The sequence below is a fragment of the Aeromonas sp. S9(2024) genome (assembly GCF_041403185.1).
Classification (GTDB): Bacteria; Pseudomonadota; Gammaproteobacteria; order Enterobacterales; family Aeromonadaceae; genus Aeromonas; species Aeromonas enteropelogenes.
The window spans coordinates 1-21146 of record NZ_JBGLRE010000014.1; the positions used below are offsets into that span (position 1 = coordinate 1).

A 21146-nucleotide genomic window follows, 5' to 3' on the forward strand; every position below is an offset into this window, starting at 1 on the left:
ACTTAAAAGTTGCTTTGGTCACTTCATCAGACATTGATATCAAAAATTGTTTTTGATGCTCGATGCTGTGAGTGCCCACACAGATTGCTTGATTCAAATTGTTAAAGAGCGCTACGCTTGTCGCGTTGAGGAAGCGCATATTACGCCTCTCACTTCGAAAGTCAAGCGATTGTTTTCGCTTTTCTTTCGGCGCCTGCTTCTTAAGGAAGCTGGCTCATCAGGTTGGCGTGTTCTGCCGTGCTGGTGAGGGCGCATTATAGGGAGCCGCGCCGGGATGACAAGAGCTTTTTGTAAAAAATCGTTCGTTTGCTGAAAAAGCGAACTGAAAGCCCTAAAACCTTCTGTATACTCTCGATTTATGCAGCTTTTTTGCTCAACTCTTCGCTTTGCGCCTGAATATAGTTGACCCAACTGGTCGCCCGCTGTTGCCAGTTGCCTTGTTGTTGCAGCTCGCGAGCCAGTTCCAGCGCCTGGGCATACTGCTCCTTATTGAGGTGTACCTGCACCAGCAGCGCCTTGGCACGATTGCCCTGCTCTCCCTTCACCGACTTCATCGCCATCAGCTGGGCCATAGCGGCATCCAGCTTGCCCTGTTGCAGCAACAGCTCGGCGGCACGCATGGCAGCTTTGGGCCTGGCGTGCTGTTTGGCCAGCAGCTGCCAGCTATCGACAGCCTTTGGCCACTCACGAGCGCCTTCCCACAGCTGAGCCAGCAGTTGCTGGTTTTCGGCGCTCTGCTTCATCTGCCCCTTCGCTATGGCCGCCTCCAGCAGCCGGGCTCCACGATAAGGCAATCCTTGCCAGGCATAGAGACGGATCAACTGGTTGCGGGCAGCGGCATCATCCATCAGTTTTTTATCGATAGCTGTCTGCAACAAGGCCAACGCCTGATCGCCGCGCTTGGCGGAGAGGTTGAGAGACACCGCCTGTTGCCACCACTTGCTCTCTTGTGGTTCATGGCGGATCAGCTCTGCGGCCTGATCGGCAGCAACCCCGTAACGCTGCAGCGCGGTGAGAGCTGAGAGACGAATGATGGCAGCCTGCTTCTGCCAACTCTTTTTAAGCAGTTGTTCGCTCTGGCTGACCGCCTTGCTGTATTGCTTGTTGTGGTAGCAGAGGCCGGCCAGACGCAGGCGAAGAGCATCGTCGGCCTTGATGGCCAGCGCCGCCTTATAGCTGGCGATGGCCCCGGACCAGTTGGATTGCTGGGCCTGGATATCACCGCGCAGTCGCAGCAGCTCGAGCTGTTGCTGCTCTGGCCACTCTTTATAGGCCAGAGCCTGTTCTACATAGCGACTCGCCTGCGCGGTCTGCTGCAGGTTTGCGGCGAGCGATGCCTGCAGCTGGGCGAGCCAGGCACGTTCTACATCTGTGCCTGGCTTGAGTCCGACCGCCTTGCCCTGGGCCTGTTGCCACTGGCCGGATTGATAGAGCTTCATCACGGGTTCAAGCTGGCGAGAGAAGTGCGGGCTCACCTCCATCGCCAGACAGGCTTGGCTGACCAGGGCCAGCAGACAGATCCAGATCCGCAACATGGTTATGACTCCAGTTTGAATTTGAGCGTGATGACTTGCACCAGCTTGTCTCTGGCGCCGGGCCTTGGCTGATAGCGCCACTTGTTGATCGCCTGAATGGCCGCACGTTCGAACTGCCGCTTGGGCTTGGCCTCGACCACTTCCACATCCTGCACCCGTCCCTCGGCATCGACGCTGAAGCGCAAGGTGACGGAGCCTTCGATCCCCGCCTGCTGGGCACGGTAGGGATAAACAGGTTCGACTCGTTGCAGCGGCATCAGCATGTCACCGGCACCGATCCCGGCGCCCTGTTGCTGGCCATGGAAGTTGCCGCTCGCGACCGGTGTGGGGCTGGTCGCCACGCCGGGGGCTGAGACCTGTACCGTACTGAGGCTGGAGACCAGATCCAGGCTGGGTTGCACCGCAGGCAGGGGGGCTGCTGCAGGAAGAGGCAATGGGGTGGATGCCAGGGCAGCAGGGGGCTCCGGCAAGGGTTCTGGTTCCTGGGGAACGGGGCGCTCTCGCACCTGCACCTCGGTCACCTCATTTTGCATGTTGATGACGATGGGCTTTTGTTCGCGCGCCATCTTCTCCCCCTTGGGGGGCTCCACCAGAGTGGCCATAAACAGCAGGATCGCCAGACTGAGGGCAACCCCCAGGCCCAGGCTCATCAGCTTGTATCTCATTTCGGCGCCACCGCTACGGCGATGTTGGCGATGCCCGCCGCCTTGGCCTCATCCATCACCCGCACCACCTTGCCATGGGGCACCCGTTCGTCGGCCTGGATCACCAGGCTGGCATCTGGCTGCTCCGCCAGCAGTCGGGCGATGCTGACCTGCACCCGCTCCACGTCGATCTGCTTGCGGTCGAGGAAAATCTGCCCCTGGGCGCCGATCGCCAACATGATGCTGGAGGATTTCTGTGCCTTGGCCTGGCTGGCCTGGGGTCTGTGCACCTCCAGCCCGGCTTCGCGCACGAAGGAGGTGGTGACAATAAAGAAGATCAGCATGATGAACACGATATCCAGCATGGGGGTCATGTCGATCTGCACTTCATCACGCTGGCGTTTGGATTGCCGTCTCATTGTATTTTCTCTTCTCGCAGGCCGTCCCGGGTCTTGGCCAGCGCTCGCTTGGCCTGGCTCTCGAGCCGACTGAGTAACAACACGCCGGAGAGGGCCACCACCATGCCGGCCATGGTGGGAATGGTGGCGCGGGAGATCCCGCCCGCCATGCTCTCGGGGTTAAAGCGGTTGGCAGCTGCCAACGCATCGAATACGCCTATCATGCCGGTCACTGTGCCGAGCAGACCCAGCATGGGGCAGAGCACAACCAGGGTGCGGATGAAGATCAGATGTCGGTTGAGTGCAAGCTCCGCCTGGGCCAGCCAGCGGCCGCGAATGGCCCTGGCATGCCAGCTGTGGCGCTCGCTGCGCGCCTGCCAGCGAGTGAACAGCTGGTGCTGCCGTGGGCCAAAACCCAGACTGAGGTAGAGCAGCCGCTCGATCATCATAATCCACATCAACACCAGCAGGGCCAGAATGACCCAGAGCACGGGACCACCTCGGCCCATGAAACTCTGCAGCTGCTGCCAGATGTCGAACATCATGCCGCCCGCTCCATCCCTTGCAGATTGCTCTCGGCTCGTTCTGCCAGAATGCCGGCCACCTGTTGCTCCAGCACATTGGATAGTTCGCTGAAACGGGATTGCAGCAGACTGTGGGCCAGGATCAGCGGAATGGCCGCCACCAGCCCCTGCACCGTGGTGACCAGGGCCATGGAGATACCACCGGCCATGATCTTGGGATCACCGGTACCGAACTGGGTGATGGCCTGGAAGGTACCGATCATCCCGGTCACGGTACCGAGCAAACCCAGCATGGGGGCGATGGCCGCGATCACCTTGACCATGCCGATACCGCGCTCGAGACGGGGTGTCTCCTGCAGGATCGCCTCATCGAGACGCAGCTCCAGCGTTTCCATGCTCAGTTCGGGATGCTGATCCGCCACCGTCAGTACCCGACCAAGGGCATTGTCGGCGTGGTATTCACCCTGCTTGAGCTGGCGACGCACCAGGGTCAGCTCGCGGGTCAGAGTCCACAGCCGTACCGCAGCGATGCCAAGGCCGGTGAGGGCCAGCAGCACGATAATGGCGCCAACCTGTCCCCCCTGCAGAACCTTCTGCCAGAAGGTAGGAGTCTGGGCCAGCATTTCGAGCAAGGTGCCGTGGGAAGGATCCAGCGGCAGCGCTTCTCCCTCCTGGCCCTGATAAGACGCCAGCTCGGAGTGTACGCTGCCAGGCAGACCCAGCACCGGGCTCAGTCCCTCTGCGGTCGGTTGCAGGAAGCCCGTATCGCCAAACAGGGCAAAGCTGCCTAGCCGGCTCAGCGACTGCTCGCTGGCATTCCCCTGAGCGTCGAGCACCTTGCCGTTGAACTGGGCTACCCGACCCGATTCACGGATCTCCTGTAGCAAGGTCGCTGGCAACAAGGCGAGGGCGGCGCGATCCGGCACATCCTTGTCTTGTGCCATGGCTTTCAGAGGAGCAAGGCGATCCGGATATTGTCCCTGCACTGCCGATTCGGAGAGCAGCTTGACCGCCTCGCCAGCTCCCTGGCGGACAACCGCGAAGATCTCGTTCATGTCACCGGAGGCTTGCTCCCACTGGCCGTTGAGTTCGACCAGCTGTTTTTCATTGCTGGCAAACAGGCTGGCCAGCTGCTTGCTGAGGTTCTGGGCTTCCTCCAGCCTGGCACGGGCGCGATTCAATTCGCCGGAAACTGCCGCCAGATCCTGTTGTGCCTGCTGCTCGCGCGCCTGTTCCTGCTGTTGCCACTCATCATTGGCAATGGCGGCATTGGTCCCGAGGGAGAGGGCTATAACAAGGGGAAACCACTTCATGGCGACTCTCATGATTGGGCCTCCTGACTACGGCTGACAGACAGGGGGACATTCAACAATTGCGGTACCTTCTTGTCGGCCGCGATATCCAGGGCATCGGCAATGGGGGAGAGCCACTGGCCATCGAGGGCTTGCCACTGTTTGTTCTCGACAGACCAGCGCCAGGCCTGGCTGCGATCCGCAGTCATGGCCAGCAGGGCCACGCGGCCTACCGCCAGTACATCGACCCGGCGCGAGGCACCGTCCAGGGCGATTTCGGTGGAGTAGCTGTCCATCCGGCTGCCATATTCGGCTTCGATCTGGTAGGCCTGCAGCAGCTGGCGAAACTTCTCGGCCTCGCTCACATCGGCTCTGGCCATGGTGGCTTTCAACTGTTCGACTCGCGCTACACGCTCTTCCTTGCGCAGCGGAATATCCTCTTGCACCAGTTGTTCCAGATCGGCCTGCATCTGCAGCATCAGGGGGATCAGGCCCTGACGGGTCTCTTGTACCGCATCCAGCTGGCGGGTGAGCTTGTCCAGCTCATTTTGCTGATCGGCCACCAAAGACTGCATGTAGCGGTTGTAGGCTTCCAGATCCCGCAGTTGCAGCTGGGCATTTTGCAGTTCCAGTCGGGCGGCGACGGCCGCATCGGCGGCTTTTTCCACCCGCTGCTGGGAGGCTTTTCCGGCAGCGATGCTGTTTTTCAGGGAGGGCGCAACCAGATCATCGGCACTGGCGGCGAAGTGAACTGTTAATGGCAACAGGGCCAAACCCCAATACTTGTGCATGATATAATTCTTAACAATGATAACTATTCTCATTGTCTCAGAGAGTGGGGACAGTATCAATCAGAGGATTTCCTTGGCCTTCGACGGCAAAAAACAGGATAATTTTTAAACACGCACGGAATAATGGCATTGGATGCCATCTCAAAAATTATAAATAACTAGAAAAATCTTTTCGGTCAGACGGATAGCTGGTCGAGAGAGGAGAAAGTCATGCTCAACGATGCGATCTGGGAACACATAGACCAGTTCACCAAGGCCACCAAAACCAGCGACATCCAGCAACTGCTGGAGCGTTTTAGTCATCAGATGGGCTTTGATTACTTCCGGCTGCTGATTATTTTCCCCATCAGCATGCAAAAATCCCACGTGGCACTTTTCAACAACTGCCCGACCAGCTGGTTCGATGCCTACAGCGAGAATCAGTATCTGACCCAGGATCCGGTCGTCTATCTGGGATTGAAGCAGACCCAGCCGATCTTCTGGAACAAGCTAGATTGCGACTCTCCCTGGTTACCCAGTGCCAGCCGGGATGTGATGAACCTGGCGGCGGACTTCGGGGTGCGCAACGGCGTCTCCTTCCCGCTACACACTCCGCAGGGGGAACATGGCATCCTCTCATTCATTACCAAGGACAAATCCAATTCCGACCTGATGTTTGAAAACGTTCCCCTGCTCTCTTTCTGTGCCAGTTACATCTTCAATTCTGCGCTGCAGCTCATCAAGAGCAGACCGGACCTGATGAGATACCTGACCGAGCTCTCCGATCGGGAGAAGGAGTGCCTGTTCTGGGCCAGCGAGGGCAAGACCTCCTGGGAGATCGCCACCATCCTTGGTATCAGCGAGCGGACCGTGAACTTCCACCTCACCCAGGTCACCAACAAGACCGACTCGAAGAACCGCAGTCAGGCCATCGCCAAGGGGATCACCAGCGGCATCATAGTGCCCTCACTGGATGAGGTGACCATCACCAACCTGCGGCTGTCATGACGCCAGCCTGACAACACAGCCAATAAAAAAGAGCCGCATTGCGGCTCTTTTTTCATTTGTGGCAATGGCTTATTCCACGGTCACGGACTTGGCCAGGTTACGCGGCTGATCCACGTCGGTGCCCTTGATCAGGGCCACGTAGTAGGAGAGCAGCTGCAGCGGCACGGTATAGACGATGGGCGCGATCACCTCTTCCATATGGTTGAGGTTCATCACCCGCATGGTCTCGTCGCTCTTGAAGCCGGTCTCGGCATCGGCGAAGACGTAGAGGATACCGCCGCGGGCGCGCACCTCTTCCACGTTGGACTTGAGCTTCTCCAGCAGGTCGTTGTTCGGCGCCACCACGATGATGGGCATCTCGGCGTCGATCAGGGCCAGCGGGCCGTGCTTGAGCTCACCGGCGGCATAGGCCTCGGCGTGGATGTAGGAGATCTCCTTGAGCTTGAGTGCCCCTTCCATGGCGATGGGGTACTGATCGCCACGGCCCAGGAACAGGCTGTGGTGCTTGTCGGCGAACTCTTCGGCCAGGGTCTCGATCTGCTTGGCGAGCGACAGGCTCTCCTTGATGCGCTGGGGCAACGCCTGCAAGGACTTGACCAAGGCGGCCTCGGCAGCGGCGTCCAGGTTGCCGCGGCAGCGGCCGATGGCGGCCACCAGCATCAACAGGCCGGCCAGCTGGGTGGTGAAGGCCTTGGTGGAGGCCACGCCGATCTCGGCGCCGGCACGGGTCATGAAGGCCAGATCCGACTCACGTACCAGGGAGGACCCCGGCACGTTGCAGATGGCCAGCGAGCTCATGTAGCCGGAGGCCTTGGCCAGACGCAGGGCTGCCAGGGTGTCGGCTGTCTCACCGCTCTGGGAGAGGGTGATGAGCAGGCTGTTGGGACGCACCACCGACTTGCGATAGCGGAACTCGGAGGCGATCTCCACGTCGCAGGAGACGCCGGCGATAGACTCGAACCAGTAGCGGGCCACCATGCCGGAGTGGTAGGAGGTACCGCAGGCGACGATCTGGATGTGCTCGACCTTGTCGAAGATGGCGCGCGCGCCGTTGCCGAAGGACTCGACCACCACGTGATCGATGCCCAGGCGCCCGTCCAGGGTCTGGTTGATGGCGGCCGGCTGCTCGTGGATCTCCTTGAGCATGTAGTGACGGTACTCGCCCTTGTCACCGGCATCGTGGGAGATGTCGGACTCTTTCTCCTCGCGTACTACCGGCTGGCCGTCGATATCGAACACCTGCACGTCGCGGCGGGTCACCTCGGCAACATCACCCTCTTCCAGGAAGATGAAGCGGCGAGTTACCGGCAGCAGGGCCAGCTGGTCGGAGGCGATGAAGTTCTCGCCGATGCCGCAGCCGATCACCAGAGGGGAGCCGGAGCGGGCCACCACCAGACGGCTGTCGTCACGGGTATCCATCACCACGGTACCGTAGGCGCCACGCAGCTGCTTGACCGCCTTTTGCATGGCGGTGATCAGGTTCGGCGCCTCTTTCAGCTCGTGGTGCACCAGGTGGGCGATCACCTCGGTGTCAGTGTCGGAGGTGAATACGTAGCCTAGCTCCTTCAGGCGATCGCGTAGGGGCTCGTGGTTCTCGATGATGCCGTTGTGCACCACCACAATATGCTCGGAGACGTGAGGGTGGGCATTGCGCTCGGAGGGCTCGCCGTGAGTGGCCCAGCGGGTGTGGGCGATACCGGTGCCGCCGTGCACGGACTGCTCTTCCAGGGCCTTGGCCAGCTCGGCCACCTTGCCAAGGCGGCGCACCCGCTGCAGGGGGTGCTGGGCGCTGAACACGGCCACCCCGGCCGAGTCGTAGCCGCGGTACTCGAGGCGGCGCAGCCCCTCGACCAGGATTTCAGCCACATCACGCTGGGCAACAGCCCCGACGATGCCACACATAGACTTCTCCTTGAGACGTAAAAACGAAACTTCGTTTGGATAATTCAGACTTCAATATCAGCCTGCAACAGGGGCACAGATCAGTGTCACCCCTTTGGCTTGAATCAGTTCACGGGCCTCGGCAGCCAGCCCGTCATCGGTGACCAAGGTCTGGATACTTGACCAGGGCAACTCGAGATTGGGGATCTTGCGACCAATCTTCTCGGACTCGACCATGACGATCACCTCCCGCGATACCTCGGCCATCACTCGCGACAGCCCCACCAGCTCGTTGAAGGTGGTAGTGCCGCGTTCCGGGTCTATGCCATCGGCGCCGATAAACAGCTGGTCGAAGTCGTAGGATCGCAGCACCTGCTCCGCCACCTGACCCTGGAAGGACTCGGAATGAGGGTCCCAAGTGCCTCCAGTCATTAACAGGGTAGGCTCATTTTCCAGCTCGCGCAGGGCACCGGCCACATTGAGAGAGTTGGTCATCACAATGAGGCCGCGCTTGTTGCCGAGCAGCGGGATCATGGCGCTGGTGGTGCTGCCGCTGTCGATGATGACGCGGTTGTGATCGCGGATCCGCTCCGCGGCGGCACGGGCGATTGACATCTTTCGGTTCGAAACTTGCTCCGGATTGGACTCCACCACCATCTCGCTCGGCAGGGGCACGGCCCCCCCATAGCGGCGCAGCAACAGGCCGCCGGTTTCCAGCACCGCCAGATCCTTGCGAATGGTCACCTCAGAGGTGGAAAAGTGTTTGGCGAGGGCATCGACACTGACCTCACCCTGTTCGTTAACCAGCGTCACTATGGTGTGACGACGCTGCTGGGTATTACGTTTAGTCATCTTTAAGTTTCGATTCGAAAGAATGTCGAAATATTAGTGCCTTTTTGGCAAAAATCAAACAGCAAATAGGATCCAATTTGGTTAGGTGCCAGAATGAGGTGCCGACTTGCGACGAGGATGCCATGCAAAAACGACTCATCTGGCTGGTGGAAGATGAAGCCAGCATTGCCGATACCCTGATCTATGCCCTACAAACCGACGGGTTCGAGGTGGAGTGGTTCATGCTGGGCCAGCAGTTGCTAACTAGGCTGGCACAGGTACAACCCGATTTTCTGATTCTCGATGTGGGACTGCCCGACATCAGCGGGTTCGAGCTGTGCAAGCAGGTACGGGCCCGCAGCGATGTACCCCTGATGTTTCTGACTGCCCGCAGCGAGGAGATAGACAGGCTGATTGGGCTGGAGATCGGCGCCGATGACTATGTGGCCAAGCCCTTCTCGCCACGGGAGGTATGCGCCCGGGTGCGAGTCATTCTGCGCCGCAGTCAGCCGACGGCCCCCAAGCAGAGTGCAGCTCTGACTCTGGATGAGGAGCGGGCCCGCATCCACTTTCACGGCCAGCCTCTGGTACTTACCCGCTACGAATACCTGCTGCTCAAGACGCTCATGCAGTCACCAGGCAGGGTCTACTCGCGCCAGCAGCTGATGGATCTGGTGTGGCAGGATGCGGAGGAGAGCCTGGATCGCACCGTCGATACCCACATCAAGACCATCCGCGCCAAGCTGCGAGAGCAGGACCCGGATGCCAACCTGATCCTGACCCATCGCGGACTGGGCTACAGCCTGGAGCTGGCATGAGAACAAGAGTGCAACGGCGGCAAGACAGGGAGCGGATATGAGACTGGGGCTGCAACTGCTGTGCGGACTGCTGCTGATCTTCGCACTGGCCGCCTGGTTCGTGATGGAGATCTTCGTGGAGGAGATCAAACCCGGTGTGCGCAGCGCCACCGAAGATACCCTGGTGGATATGACCCAACTGCTGGCGCCACTGGCACTCGACGATTTGCAGGATGGCAATATGATGAACGGGCGGCTGGCCAGAGCCTTCGCCGGACTCAACCAGACGCCCATCAATGCCCTGATCGACGGTCACCTCAAGCAACAGGCCGAGTACCGCATCTATGTGACCGATGCACACGGCGTAGTGATTTACGACTCCGACGGAACGGATCTGGGCAAAGACTACTCCCGCTGGAACGACGTCTACCTGACCCTGCGTGGCGAATATGGCGCCCGCAGCACCCGCACCGATCCCGATGATCCCGCCAGCTCGACCATGCATGTGGCGGCTCCCCTGCGGGATGGGGATAACATTATCGGCTCCCTCACCGTCGCCAAACCCAACCGCACCCTGATGCCAGCCATCAAACGGGGGGAGCAGGAATTGTTGCGCGCCGGGGGTCAGATGCTGCTTGTCTCCCTGCTGATCGGCAGCCTGCTGGTGTGGTGGCTCAACCGCTCCATCGGCAAACTGGTGCACTACGCCGATTCGGTCAGCAAGGGGGAGGTGGCGCCCTTGCCACGGCTGCATACGGTCGAACTGGATCGCCTCGGTCATTCCCTGGAAACCATGCGCCATCAGCTCGATGGCAAACGCTATATCGAACGTTACGTACATGCCCTGACCCACGAGCTGAAGAGCCCGCTGGCCGCCATTCGCGGGGCTGGGGAGATCCTGGCCGAAACACCGCCCCCCGAGGTGGCCAGCCGCTTCATCGGCAACATCAACCAGGAGACGGCCCGCATGCAGCAGTTGATCGAACGCATGCTACAACTGGCCAGACTGGAGTCGGGGCAGGGGCTGGATCGCCAGCCGGTGGAGCCGGCAAGCCTCGGCAAACGCGCCCTCGACGCCCGCCAGATCATCGCCCAGCGCCGCCAGGTCAGGCTGGTGGGCGAACTGGCCAGCGCCCCCAGGCAGAAGTGGGATCCCCTGCTGGTGGAGCAGGCGATTGGTAACCTCTTGGACAATGCCATCGACTTTTCCCCCGCCGAGGGGGTGGTGACCCTGAGCGGTACCCGCCTGGATGGCGGCTATTGCTTTCGGGTTTGCGACCAAGGGCCGGGCATTCCTGACTATGCCCTGCCCAGGATCTTCGAGCGTTTCTACTCCCTGCCTCGTCCCGACAGGGGCAAGAGCAGCGGCCTTGGCCTCAGCTTCGCCCATGAGGTGGCCCACCAGCATGGTGGCCGCCTGACACTGGTCAATCGTCAGCAGGGAGGCGCCAGCGCCGAGCTCTGGTTGCCACTCGCCTGACCGCGCTCCCGCCGCTTTGTATGCGAAATGCAAAGCGGCGCCCGATACCGGTTTTTTTTGTCTTCCTTCACAGTAGCTTCACACAGCCCCATCTCCCCTTCACCCGTGCACGGCACACTCGCCCCATTCAACAAGGAGAGGTGTCATGGTCAAACAGATATTCAGCCACAAGATCGTCCTGCTGCTGTTGCTCAGCCTGCTACTGATGGTACCGGTGCACTCCATCATGGAGCTGAACCGGGAGCGCCAGGCCTACCGCAGTCAGGCCATTCACAGCATCATGGCCAGCAGCAGCGGCCCGCAACGCCTGCTCGGCCCCGTTCTGGTGCAGCCTTATACTCGCACCGTCACGGTGGAGCAGGATGGCAAGCGATTCGAACGCACCGAACAGCTTTACCGTTATCGGCTGCCCGAACAGCTGAACGTGCAGGCCGGCATGGTGGTCACCCCGCGCAAGCTCGGCATCTATCAGGCACAGGTTTATCAGACCCGGCTCTCCCTTTCCGGACGTCTGTCAACCGGGAAGGACGACAAACCACAGGATCTCGATGACACGGATCCCACACTGGTAGCTGGCAACCCTTATCTGAGCCTGGTGCTATCCGATGCCCGCGGCATCAGCAGCGTGCCAGCGCTGCAACTGGGCGAACAGCGGATCCCGTTTGCCCCCGGCGCCAGGCTCGGGGGCAAGCTGGCCGGCATCCATGCACCGCTGCCAGCCTTGGCTGATGATGAGGGCATCTTTCATATCGAACTGGATCTGCAGGGGATGAATGCGCTGGAGGTGGTGCCCCTCGGCCAGGACAGCAAGCTGAATTTAAACGGCAACTGGCCCCATCCCAACTTCATCGGCGACTTTCTGCCGGCCAGTCGCACCCTCACCGAAAAAGGGTTCGACGCCAGCTGGCAGAGCAGCTGGTTCGCCACCGACATGGAGAGCCGTTTCAACCGCATGATGAAAGGAGAAGGGGATCCGCTGCCCGCCTTCAGCGTCAGCCTGGTACAACCGGTGGATCACTATCAGCTGAACGAACGGGCGGCCAAGTATGCCCTGCTGTTTATCGGTCTCACCTTCATCAGCTTCTTCATGTTCGAGCTGCTCAAGGGATTGCGGGTACACCCGATCCAGTACGCCCTGGTGGGCATGGGCTTGGTCATCTTCTATCTGGTACTGCTGGCGCTGACCGAACATCTGGGTTTTGCCCTGGCCTATCTGCTCGCCGGCCTTGCCAGCGTAGCCCTCAATGGCTTTTACCTCAGCCATGTGCTGGGTGGGCCCAGACAGGGGATCGGCTTCGCGGCCCTGCTGGGGCTGGTCTACGCCATCCTGTTCGGGCTGCTGCAGGCCGAAGAGATAGCCCTGCTGCTCGGCGCCCTGCTGTTGTTCGCCATCCTGGCGCTGATCATGGTACTGACCCGCAAGCTGGACTGGTATCAGGTGATGGACTATGACTCCCCCACCACCGTCTGGGCAGCTCCCCTCCCGTCGACGAGTAACACCAGCCATCAGCCATAAGTCCAAAAAAACCGGCGCCATCAGGCGCCGGTTGCATTTTATTGATCGGGCATCACTTCTTCTTGACCGGGCGAGCCCAGTTCTTGATGTGACGCTGGGGTACCCGGGTGATCACCAGCTCGTTCTCCGCCACATCCTTGGTGATGGTGGAGCCGGCCCCCAGGGTGGCCCCCTTGCCGATGCGCACCGGCGCCACCAGCTGGGTGTCGGAACCGACGAAGACGTCATCCTCGATAATGGTCTGGAACTTGTTCACCCCGTCGTAGTTGCAGGTGATGGTACCGGCACCGATATTCACCTTGGCACCGATTTCGGCATCCCCCAGATAGGTCAGATGACCACACTTGGAACCAACACCCAGCCGCGCCTTCTTCATCTCGACGAAGTTGCCGACGTGGGCGTCCTGCTCCAGCACCGCGCCCGGGCGCAGGCGGGCAAACGGACCGACCGAGCATTGATCAGCCACCTGGGCGCCCTCGATGACGGAGTAAGGCTTCACCTCGGTGTGATCGCCGATCACGCAATCCTTCAGCACGGCTCCCGCACCGATGCGCACATGGTTACCCAGCGTCACCTTGCCTTCGATGATGACGTTGACGTCGATCACCACCTCTTCCCCGATCTCCAGCTCACCGCGCAGATCGAAACGGGCGGGGTCGATCAGGGTGGCGCCGGCAATCATCAGCTTCTCGGCCTGCATCTGCTGATAGCTGCGCTCGAGTGCCGCCAGCTGAACCCGGTTGTTGGCCCCTTCCACCTCCGTAGCACGCTCCGGGTGGACGGCGGCGATGGGGCAACCATCGGCATGGGCCATGGCGATGACATCGGTCAGGTAGAACTCACCCTGGGCATTCTTGTTGTCCAGACGGGAGAGCCAGCCGCTCAGCTGGGCGCCGCTCGCCACCAGCACGCCGGTGTTCACTTCACGAATAGCAAGCTGCTCGGCGCTGGCATCTTTCTGCTCGACGATACCGACCACCTGGCCATTGTCACGCACGATGCGACCGTAGCCGGTCGGGTTGTCCAGCACCACTGTCAGCAGTGCCATGCCATCCGCCGCCTTGGCGGCCAGCAGCCGTTGCAGGGTCTCGGGCTGGATCAGCGGGGTGTCGCCGTACAGCACCAGTACGTCATCTTCGTCGTTCCAGAACGGGATGGCCTGAGCCACCGCATGGCCGGTCCCCAGCTGCTGGGCCTGCAGCACCCAGTTCACATCGGCGGCCTGGATCCGCTCCTTCAGCAGCTCGGCACCGTGGCCATAGACCAGGTGCAGCTGTTCTGCACCGATCTGGCGAGCGGTATCGATCACATGGGAAACCATGGGTTTGTTGGCCACCGGGTGCAGTACCTTGGGCAGGGAAGAACGCATGCGGGTACCTTTACCCGCCGCCAGGATCACGACGTTGAGAGACATGGCTTCAACCTTGAACTTGTGTGGAAATACCCGGCGGAGTCTATCCAACGGGCAAAAAAAAAGCGACCCGCAGGTCGCTTTTTGCATCACCGTTATCAGCGGTAATTCTTTTTGACGATATCGATGACCCGCAGTTGGGCCATCGCCTTGGCCAGCTCGGTAGCGGCCTGGGCGTAGTCGATATCACCATGGGAGCTGTGGATCCGCTCCTCGGCCGCGCGTTTGGCTTCCTGGGCTTTCGCCTCGTCCAAATCGTCGGCGCGAATCGCGGTGTCCGCCAGCACGGTCACGGATTCAGGTTGTACTTCCAGCATGCCGCCGGAGATGTACAGCACCTCTTCAGTTCCGTTCTGCTTCACCAAGCGGACCAGGCCCGGCTTGATGGCAGTCAGCAACGGAGCATGACCGTGGCGGAGACCCAACTCACCTTCGGAGCCTGTTACCTGAGCGGATTGCACGCGACCGGAAAACAGTTTTCCTTCGGCGCTCACCACGTCCAGGTGAAAGGAGATCATCTCTGCCATGGGCCCTCCAGTCGAGGCTTACAGTTTCTTGGATTTCTCGACGACTTCGTCGATACCGCCAACCATGTAGAACGCCTGCTCGGGCAGATCGTCATACTCGCCTTTCAGGATGCCCTGGAAACCACGGATGGTCTCTTTCAGCGGCACGTATTTGCCCGGAGAACCGGTAAACACTTCTGCCACGAAGAACGGCTGGGACAGGAAACGCTCGATCTTACGGGCACGGGCTACGGTCAGTTTGTCTTCTTCTGACAGTTCATCCATACCCAGGATGGCGATGATGTCCTTCAGCTCCTTGTAGCGCTGCAGTACGGTCTGAACGCCACGAGCGGTCTCGTAGTGCTCCTTGCCAACCACCAGCGGATCCAGCTGACGGGAGGTGGAGTCCAGCGGGTCAACGGCCGGGTAGATACCCAGAGCCGCGATCTGACGGGACAGTACGACGGTCGCATCCAGGTGGGCGAAGGTGGTCGCCGGAGACGGGTCGGTCAAGTCATCCGCAGGCACGTAAACGGCCTGTACGGAGGTGATGGAACCAGTCTTGGTGGAGGTGATGCGCTCTTGCAGAACACCCATCTCCTCGGCCAGGGTCGGCTGGTAACCTACTGCGGAGGGCATACGGCCCAGCAGTGCGGATACTTCGGTACCGGCCAGGGTGTAACGGTAGATGTTATCCACGAAGAACAGCACGTCACGACCTTCGTCACGGAACTTCTCGGCCATGGTCAGGCCGGTCAGCGCCACGCGCAGACGGTTTCCGGGCGGCTCGTTCATCTGACCGTAAACCAGAGATACTTTGTCCAGTACGTTGGACTCCATCATCTCGTGGTAGAAGTCGTTACCCTCACGGGTACGCTCACCCACACCGGCGAACACGGAGTAACCGCTGTGCTCGATCGCGATGTTACGGATCAGTTCCATCATGTTTACGGTTTTGCCTACACCGGCACCACCGAACAGACCGACCTTACCACCCTTGGCGAACGGACATACCAGGTCGATAACCTTGATGCCGGTCTCCAGCAGCTCGGTGCTGTTGGACTGATCTTCGTAGCTGGGGGCCTCACGGTGGATGGACCAGCTCTCTTCTTCACCGATCGGGCCTTTCTCGTCGATTGGCTCGCCCAGTACGTTCATGATCCGACCCAGAGTCGCAGTACCGACCGGAACCTGGATGGATTTACCGCTATTCATTACTTCCAACCCACGACGCAGACCGTCGGAGGAACCCATGGTGATGCAACGAACGACGCCGCCACCGATCTGCTGCTGAACTTCCAGCACCAGACCCTGGCCTTGACCTTCGCTGACGACCTTCAGAGCATCGTACACCTGGGGCACGGCATTCTGCGGGAACTCGATGTCCACCACAGCGCCGATGATTTGGACGATGAAACCGTTACTCATGTCAAATCCTCTAAACCTTTGATAACCCTTGCCTTACACCGCAGCAGCACCGGAAACGATCTCTGTGAGCTCCTGGGTAATACTGGCCTGACGGGCCTTGTTGTATACCAGTTGCAGATCGTTAATCAGGTTGCCGGCGTTGTCAGTCGCGGCTTGCATGGCAACCATTCTGGCTGCCTGTTCACTGGCCAAGTTTTCCACTACGCCCTGGTACACCTGGGATTCGACATAACGAACCAGCAGGGTATCCAGCAGCTTCTTGGGATCCGGCTCATAGAGGTAATCCCAGTGGTGTTTCTTGACCAGCTTGCTGTCTTCAGTTACGGGCAAAGGCAGCAGTTGATCGACCCGTGGTTGCTGCACCATGGTGTTGATGAACTTGTTGTACACCAGATACAGCCTGTCAATCTCACCGTTGTCGTAAGCCTTCAGCATGACCTTGACTGAACCAATCAGGTCATTGACGCTCGGGTTATCGCCCAGTCCTGCGACGTGAGCTTTCACCTTGGCGCCGTGCCGTTCAAAGAAGTTGGAGGCTTTGTTGCCGATCAGGGCCAGGTCAACCTTGGCTCCTTTCGCGCTCCATTGCTTCATATCATTGAGGGCAGCCTTGAACAGGTTGATGTTCAGACCACCACACAGGCCACGGTCGGTGGAGACGACGATGTAACCCACTCGCTTGACCTCACGTTCGATGAGGTAGGGGTGCTTGTATTCCAGGTTCCCCTGAGCGATATGGCCGATCACCTTGCGCATGGTTTCAGCGTACGGACGGCTGGCAGACATGCGATCCTGCGCACGGCGCATCTTGCTCGCTGCCACCATTTCCATAGCGCTGGTGATCTTCTGAGTGTTTTTCACACTCCCGATCTTGTTACGTATCTCTTTTGCGCCGGCCATCTCTTCTCTCCATCAGGTGGCAGCTTGCGCTGCCACACACGCTTACCAGGTCTGGGTTGCCTTGAAGTTATCCAGCAACGCAGTCAGCTTGCCAACGATCGCGTCGTTGTAGTCGGCCTTGGCATTGATTTCAGCCATCAGCTCGGCATGCTGGGTATTGGCGTAAGAGAGCAGAGCGGCTTCGAAGTCGAGGATCTTGTTCAGTTCGACATCGGAGAGATAGCCTTTTTCCGCAGCGAACAGCACCAGAGACTGGTGAGCCACGCTCATCGGAGAGTACTGCTTCTGCTTCATCAGCTCGGTCACTTTCTGACCGTGGTCCAGCTGCTTGCGAGTCGCGTCATCCAGGTCGGAAGAGAACTGGGCGAATGCGGCCAATTCGCGGTACTGGGCCAGCGCGGTACGGATACCACCGGACAGCTTCTTGACGATCTTGGTCTGGGCAGCGCCACCCACACGGGACACGGAGATACCCGGGTCAACCGCAGGACGAATACCGGCGTTGAAAGACTGGGAGGTCAGGAAGATCTGGCCATCGGTGATGGAGATCACGTTGGTCGGTACGAACGCGGAAACGTCGCCGGCCTGGGTTTCGATGATCGGCAAGGCGGTCAGAGAACCGGTCTGGCCTTTCACTTCACCCTTGGTGAACTTCTCAACGTACTCTTCGTTGACGCGAGCAGCACGCTCGAGCAGACGGGAGTGCAGATAGAAAACGTCACCCGGGAATGCTTCACGTCCTGGCGGACGGCGCAGCAGCAGGGAGATCTGACGATATGCGACGGCCTGCTTGGACAGGTCATCGTAAATGATCAGGGCATCTTCACCGCGGTCACGGAAGTATTCACCCATGGAGCAACCGGAGTACGGAGCCAGGTATTGCAGGGCAGCCGCTTCGGACGCAGAAGCCACCACCACGATGGTGTTGGCCAGGGCGCCGTGCTCTTCCAGCTTGCGCACCACGTTGGCGATGGTGGAGGCCTTCTGGCCGATCGCAACGTAGACACACTTAATGCCGGAGTCTTTCTGGTTGATGATGGTGTCGATCGCGATGGCAGTTTTACCTACCTGGCGGTCACCGATGATCAGCTCACGCTGGCCACGACCGATGGGGATCATGGCGTCGATCGCTTTCAGACCGGTCTGGACAGGCTGGTCAACAGACTTACGCTCGATAACGCCCGGGGCGATCACTTCTACCGGAGAGAAGCCATCGTGCTCGACCGGACCTTTACCATCGATAGGCTGACCCAGGGTGTTGACCACCCGGCCCAACAGACCACGACCAACCGGCACTTCCAGGATGCGGCCAGTACCTTGTACTTTCATCCCTTCGGCCAGATCGGCGTAGGGACCCATTACTACGGCACCAACGGAGTCACGCTCCAGGTTCAATGCCAGAGCGAAGCGGTTACCCGGCAGCTCGATCATCTCACCCTGCATGGCATCGGCCAGGCCGTGGATACGAATGATACCGTCGCTCACGGAGACGATAGTACCTTCGTTACGCGCTTCGCTCTTTACATCAAACTGCGCAATGCGCTGCTTGATCAGCTCGGCGATTTCAGTGGAATTCAGTTGCATGCTCTAATACCCCAATCAAGATTGCAGCGCGTCAGCCATGCGATCCAGCTTGCCGCGGACAGTGCCGTCGATAACCAGATCACCGGCCTTGATGAGCACTCCGGCCATCAAGGACGCATCAATGCTGCAATTCAGCTTCACTTTGCGCGCGAGACGTTGTTCCAGAGAAGCCTGAATATTGGCTTTCTGCTGGTCGGTCAGTTCGATCGCCGAAATCACGTCAGCCTGAACTTCTTTATCCAGTTCAGCCTTGAGCACCACAAATTCGGCAACGACCGCCGGCAGCACACCCAAGCGACCATTCTCAGCCATCACCCGGATCAGGTTCTGGCCATGCTCGTCGAGTTGCTCACCGCAGATGCTGACAAACAGTTTTGCCAGTTCTTCGGCAGCCACAGAGCCGTTTACCAGGGAGTGGATGGTCTCGTTCTTCACGACTTCCGCCGCGAAGCTGAGCATCCCCAGCCACTGATCAACCGCCTTGTGCTCAACGGCAAACTCGAAAGCAGCCTTGGCGTAGGGGCGAGCGATTGTAGTCAGTTCAGACATAGCCCCGTTCCCGTTACAGTTCTGCTACCAGTTTGTCGACGATGTCGCTGTTGGCAGCCTGGTCGATTTGGCGCGCCAGGATCTTCTCTGCACCAGCGATGGCAAGAGTTGCAACCTGCTTGCGCAGTTCTTCTTTGGCACGATGACGTTCAGCTTCAATCTCGGCACGGCCTTGAGCCAGGATTTTTTCCCGCTCGGCCTGGGCCCCGACAGTAGCCTCATCAATGATCTGGGCCTTGCGTTTGTTGGCCTGTTCAATGATTTCAGCAGCCTGGAGCTTGGCTTCTTTCAGCTGATCGACGGCGTTGGCCTTGGCCAAATCCAGATCTTTCTTGGCTCGTTCGGCAGAAGAGAGACCGTCAGCAATGGCTTTCTGACGGGCTTCGATGGCAGCCATCAGCGGCGGCCATACGTACTTCATGCAAAACACTACGAAGAAGAAAAAAGCAATTGCTTGGCCGAGGAGGGTGGCGTTGATATTCACAGCCGATGTCCTCTTTAGTTAGTTAATGGGTTATGCCTGGAGATGTCGTATCGACTTAGCCAGCAACCGCAAACATCACGTACAGACCCAGACCAACGGCGATCATCGGAATCGCATCCACCAGACCCATTACGATGAAGAACTGGGTACGCAGAACAGGGATCAGATCAGGTTGACGAGCAGCACCTTCCAGGAACTTACCACCCAGAATACCGATACCGATGGATGCACCGATAGCAGCCAGACCCATCATCATTGCAGCAGCGATGTACAGCAGGTCCATGTTCAAGTTTTCCATGAGGATCTCCATTTATTAAGATGTAATTGATTGTATAAAAAGGATTATTTGAGTTGCATCAACCATGATCTTCCTGCGCCATCGACAGATAGACGATGGTCAGAACCATGAAGATAAACGCCTGCAAAGTGATGATCAGGATGTGGAAGATTGCCCAAGGCACGGACAGAATCCACTGTGACCACCAGGGTAACAAACCCGCAATCAGGATAAAGATCAGTTCGCCAGCATACATGTTGCCGAACAGTCGAAGACCCAGAGAAACAGGTTTGGAAATCAGCGTAACAGTTTCCAGGATGAGGTTAACCGGGATGGCCGCCGGGTGGTTGAAAGGCTGAAGCGTCAGCTCCTTCACAAACCCGCCGATTCCCTTGACCTTGATGCTGTAATACAGGATCAAGAAGAACACGCCCAAAGCCATGGACATGGTGATGTTAACGTCAGCAGAGGGAACCACACGCAGATAGGGAATACCCATCAATTGTGCAGCGTGGGGGATAAAGTCAACGGGGATCAGATCCATCAGGTTCATCAGGAAGATCCACACAAACACCGTCAGGGCCAAAGGTGCGATGACCTTGTTTCGACCATGAAAGATGTCCTTGACGTTACCACTCACAAACTCGACCAGCATCTCCACAAAGCACTGCAGCTTACCCGGTACCCCGCTGGTAGCCTTGACGGCGACACGGCGGAACAACCAGATAAACAGGGCGCCCAACAGAACAGAAAATACCATTGAGTCGATATTGACTGTCCAGAACCCAGACCCGACTTGCAGGTGGGTCAAGTGGTGGGAGATATATCCCTGAGGAGTCAGGACTTCTCCGGTTGCAGACATGAGTTTTCCTAATAGTGGTTGTTAAGTGTGAATGAGACCATCCACTGTACAACGAGGGCGAGGATATAAGTGGTGAAGAACGAAGCGGCATGCACTTCAACACCTGCACCAAACAGCAGGCCAAAGAGTCCTGTTGTAGTTATGAGCTTAATCCCTGCCCCACCATAAAAGTCCCGCAAGACCAAGCCTACACTCTCGGCATCCACCTTGCGGCGCAATACCCAGACCGTAAACAGGGCTTGAGGAACCCAGTACATCCCCCCTCCATAGAGGGATGAGTAACCAGCGCTGGCGCCAGTCAGGTAATACCAGACGGCACTCATCGCCAGGATCAGGACCAGCTGACAAACGAGCATAACCAAGGCCAGTGTCAAACCTTCCAAGGCTATTTTCTGCTTCACCAACGTACCCCTGAACATTACAGAACTGTAAAAAATCGGGATCCGAAGACCCCATGTTAACAGCTCTT

The 21146-nt window shown here is 58.8% G+C and carries 22 protein-coding genes; 4 read left to right on the top strand and 18 right to left on the bottom strand.

What is annotated here, in order from left to right; all coding sequences use genetic code 11:
• Positions 1 to 356: 356 nt before the first annotated feature.
• The 6 genes from ACB028_RS18510 to ACB028_RS18535 are packed head-to-tail and all read right to left on the bottom strand — an operon-like array spanning position 357 to position 5184.
• Complete coding sequence (locus ACB028_RS18510) at positions 357 to 1535, bottom strand: hypothetical protein (RefSeq protein ID WP_371144911.1); 1179 nt, start codon at positions 1533 to 1535, stop codon at positions 357 to 359.
• A gap of 2 nt (positions 1536 to 1537) precedes the next feature.
• Entirely contained in the window at positions 1538 to 2200 is a 663-nt protein-coding gene (locus ACB028_RS18515; RefSeq protein WP_371144912.1) for a TonB family protein, read from the bottom strand.
• Positions 2197 to 2598: a biopolymer transporter ExbD gene (locus tag ACB028_RS18520; protein ID WP_026456830.1), complete on the bottom strand. Its 402-nt coding sequence runs from the start codon at positions 2596 to 2598 to the stop codon at positions 2197 to 2199. The genes ACB028_RS18515 and ACB028_RS18520 overlap by 4 nt, the downstream gene beginning before the upstream one ends.
• On the bottom strand, positions 2595 to 3122 hold the full coding sequence (locus ACB028_RS18525) for a MotA/TolQ/ExbB proton channel family protein (RefSeq protein ID WP_371144913.1): 528 nt from the start codon (positions 3120 to 3122) through the stop codon (positions 2595 to 2597). The genes ACB028_RS18520 and ACB028_RS18525 overlap by 4 nt, the downstream gene beginning before the upstream one ends.
• Positions 3119 to 4426: a MotA/TolQ/ExbB proton channel family protein gene (locus tag ACB028_RS18530; protein WP_371144914.1), complete on the bottom strand. Its 1308-nt coding sequence runs from the start codon at positions 4424 to 4426 to the stop codon at positions 3119 to 3121. Before ACB028_RS18530 ends, ACB028_RS18525 begins: the two co-directional genes overlap by 4 nt.
• A complete protein-coding gene (locus ACB028_RS18535; protein WP_216993348.1) occupies positions 4423 to 5184 on the bottom strand; it encodes a DUF3450 domain-containing protein in 762 nt (253 codons plus the stop codon). The genes ACB028_RS18530 and ACB028_RS18535 overlap by 4 nt, the downstream gene beginning before the upstream one ends.
• A gap of 210 nt (positions 5185 to 5394) precedes the next feature.
• On the opposite strand from ACB028_RS18535, the gene ACB028_RS18540 reads away from it, so the two are divergent.
• Positions 5395 to 6171 carry a LuxR family transcriptional regulator gene (locus ACB028_RS18540; protein ID WP_026456834.1) on the top strand — a complete coding sequence of 259 codons (777 nt, stop codon included), beginning with the start codon at positions 5395 to 5397 and terminating at the stop codon, positions 6169 to 6171.
• A gap of 69 nt (positions 6172 to 6240) precedes the next feature.
• Here ACB028_RS18540 and glmS read toward each other — a convergent pair whose 3' ends face one another.
• Together glmS and ACB028_RS18550 are read right to left on the bottom strand one after the other, a co-directional pair.
• Positions 6241 to 8073 carry a glutamine--fructose-6-phosphate transaminase (isomerizing) gene (gene glmS, locus ACB028_RS18545; RefSeq protein WP_371144915.1) on the bottom strand — a complete coding sequence of 611 codons (1833 nt, stop codon included), beginning with the start codon at positions 8071 to 8073 and terminating at the stop codon, positions 6241 to 6243.
• A 57-nt stretch (positions 8074 to 8130) separates the two neighbouring features.
• The gene (locus ACB028_RS18550; protein ID WP_042073506.1) at positions 8131 to 8904 is read right to left on the bottom strand and encodes a DeoR/GlpR family DNA-binding transcription regulator; all 774 of its coding nucleotides are present in this window, start codon (positions 8902 to 8904) and stop codon (positions 8131 to 8133) included.
• Positions 8905 to 9026: 122 nt separating this feature from the next.
• Between ACB028_RS18550 and blrA the strand changes: the two genes are divergently transcribed.
• The 3 genes from blrA to creD all read left to right on the top strand — a co-directional run bounded on the left by blrA (position 9027) and on the right by creD (position 12676).
• Entirely contained in the window at positions 9027 to 9701 is a 675-nt protein-coding gene (gene blrA / locus ACB028_RS18555) for a beta-lactam response regulator transcription factor BlrA (protein ID WP_371144916.1), read from the top strand.
• Between the two features lie 37 nt (positions 9702 to 9738).
• Complete coding sequence (gene blrB / locus ACB028_RS18560; RefSeq protein WP_371144917.1) at positions 9739 to 11160, top strand: beta-lactam sensor histidine kinase BlrB; 1422 nt, start codon at positions 9739 to 9741, stop codon at positions 11158 to 11160.
• Positions 11161 to 11305: 145 nt separating this feature from the next.
• A complete protein-coding gene (gene creD, locus ACB028_RS18565; RefSeq protein WP_371144918.1) occupies positions 11306 to 12676 on the top strand; it encodes a cell envelope integrity protein CreD in 1371 nt (456 codons plus the stop codon).
• 52 nt (positions 12677 to 12728) lie between these two features.
• Here the strand turns inward: creD and glmU are convergent, their stop codons facing one another.
• The 10 genes from glmU to ACB028_RS18615 form a co-directional block, all read right to left on the bottom strand.
• Positions 12729 to 14090 (bottom strand): bifunctional UDP-N-acetylglucosamine diphosphorylase/glucosamine-1-phosphate N-acetyltransferase GlmU, encoded by a 1362-nt coding sequence (gene glmU / locus ACB028_RS18570; RefSeq protein ID WP_371144919.1) that lies wholly within the window; start codon positions 14088 to 14090, stop codon positions 12729 to 12731.
• Between the two features lie 95 nt (positions 14091 to 14185).
• Complete coding sequence (locus tag ACB028_RS18575; protein WP_026455855.1) at positions 14186 to 14614, bottom strand: F0F1 ATP synthase subunit epsilon; 429 nt, start codon at positions 14612 to 14614, stop codon at positions 14186 to 14188.
• Between the two features lie 18 nt (positions 14615 to 14632).
• Positions 14633 to 16021 carry a F0F1 ATP synthase subunit beta gene (gene atpD / locus ACB028_RS18580; RefSeq protein ID WP_026455856.1) on the bottom strand — a complete coding sequence of 463 codons (1389 nt, stop codon included), beginning with the start codon at positions 16019 to 16021 and terminating at the stop codon, positions 14633 to 14635.
• 33 nt (positions 16022 to 16054) lie between these two features.
• The gene (gene atpG, locus ACB028_RS18585; RefSeq protein ID WP_026455857.1) at positions 16055 to 16921 is read right to left on the bottom strand and encodes a F0F1 ATP synthase subunit gamma; all 867 of its coding nucleotides are present in this window, start codon (positions 16919 to 16921) and stop codon (positions 16055 to 16057) included.
• Positions 16922 to 16963: 42 nt separating this feature from the next.
• Positions 16964 to 18505: a F0F1 ATP synthase subunit alpha gene (gene atpA / locus ACB028_RS18590; protein ID WP_026455858.1), complete on the bottom strand. Its 1542-nt coding sequence runs from the start codon at positions 18503 to 18505 to the stop codon at positions 16964 to 16966.
• Positions 18506 to 18520: 15 nt separating this feature from the next.
• Complete coding sequence (gene atpH / locus ACB028_RS18595) at positions 18521 to 19054, bottom strand: F0F1 ATP synthase subunit delta (RefSeq protein WP_026455859.1); 534 nt, start codon at positions 19052 to 19054, stop codon at positions 18521 to 18523.
• 13 nt (positions 19055 to 19067) lie between these two features.
• The gene (gene atpF / locus ACB028_RS18600) at positions 19068 to 19538 is read right to left on the bottom strand and encodes a F0F1 ATP synthase subunit B (RefSeq protein ID WP_026455860.1); all 471 of its coding nucleotides are present in this window, start codon (positions 19536 to 19538) and stop codon (positions 19068 to 19070) included.
• 55 nt (positions 19539 to 19593) lie between these two features.
• Entirely contained in the window at positions 19594 to 19836 is a 243-nt protein-coding gene (atpE, locus tag ACB028_RS18605) for a F0F1 ATP synthase subunit C (protein WP_005307205.1), read from the bottom strand.
• A 58-nt stretch (positions 19837 to 19894) separates the two neighbouring features.
• A complete protein-coding gene (gene atpB / locus ACB028_RS18610; RefSeq protein WP_042025369.1) occupies positions 19895 to 20677 on the bottom strand; it encodes a F0F1 ATP synthase subunit A in 783 nt (260 codons plus the stop codon).
• A gap of 8 nt (positions 20678 to 20685) precedes the next feature.
• On the bottom strand, positions 20686 to 21096 hold the full coding sequence (locus ACB028_RS18615; RefSeq protein ID WP_042025370.1) for an ATP synthase subunit I: 411 nt from the start codon (positions 21094 to 21096) through the stop codon (positions 20686 to 20688).
• Between the last annotated feature and the right edge of the window lie 50 nt (positions 21097 to 21146).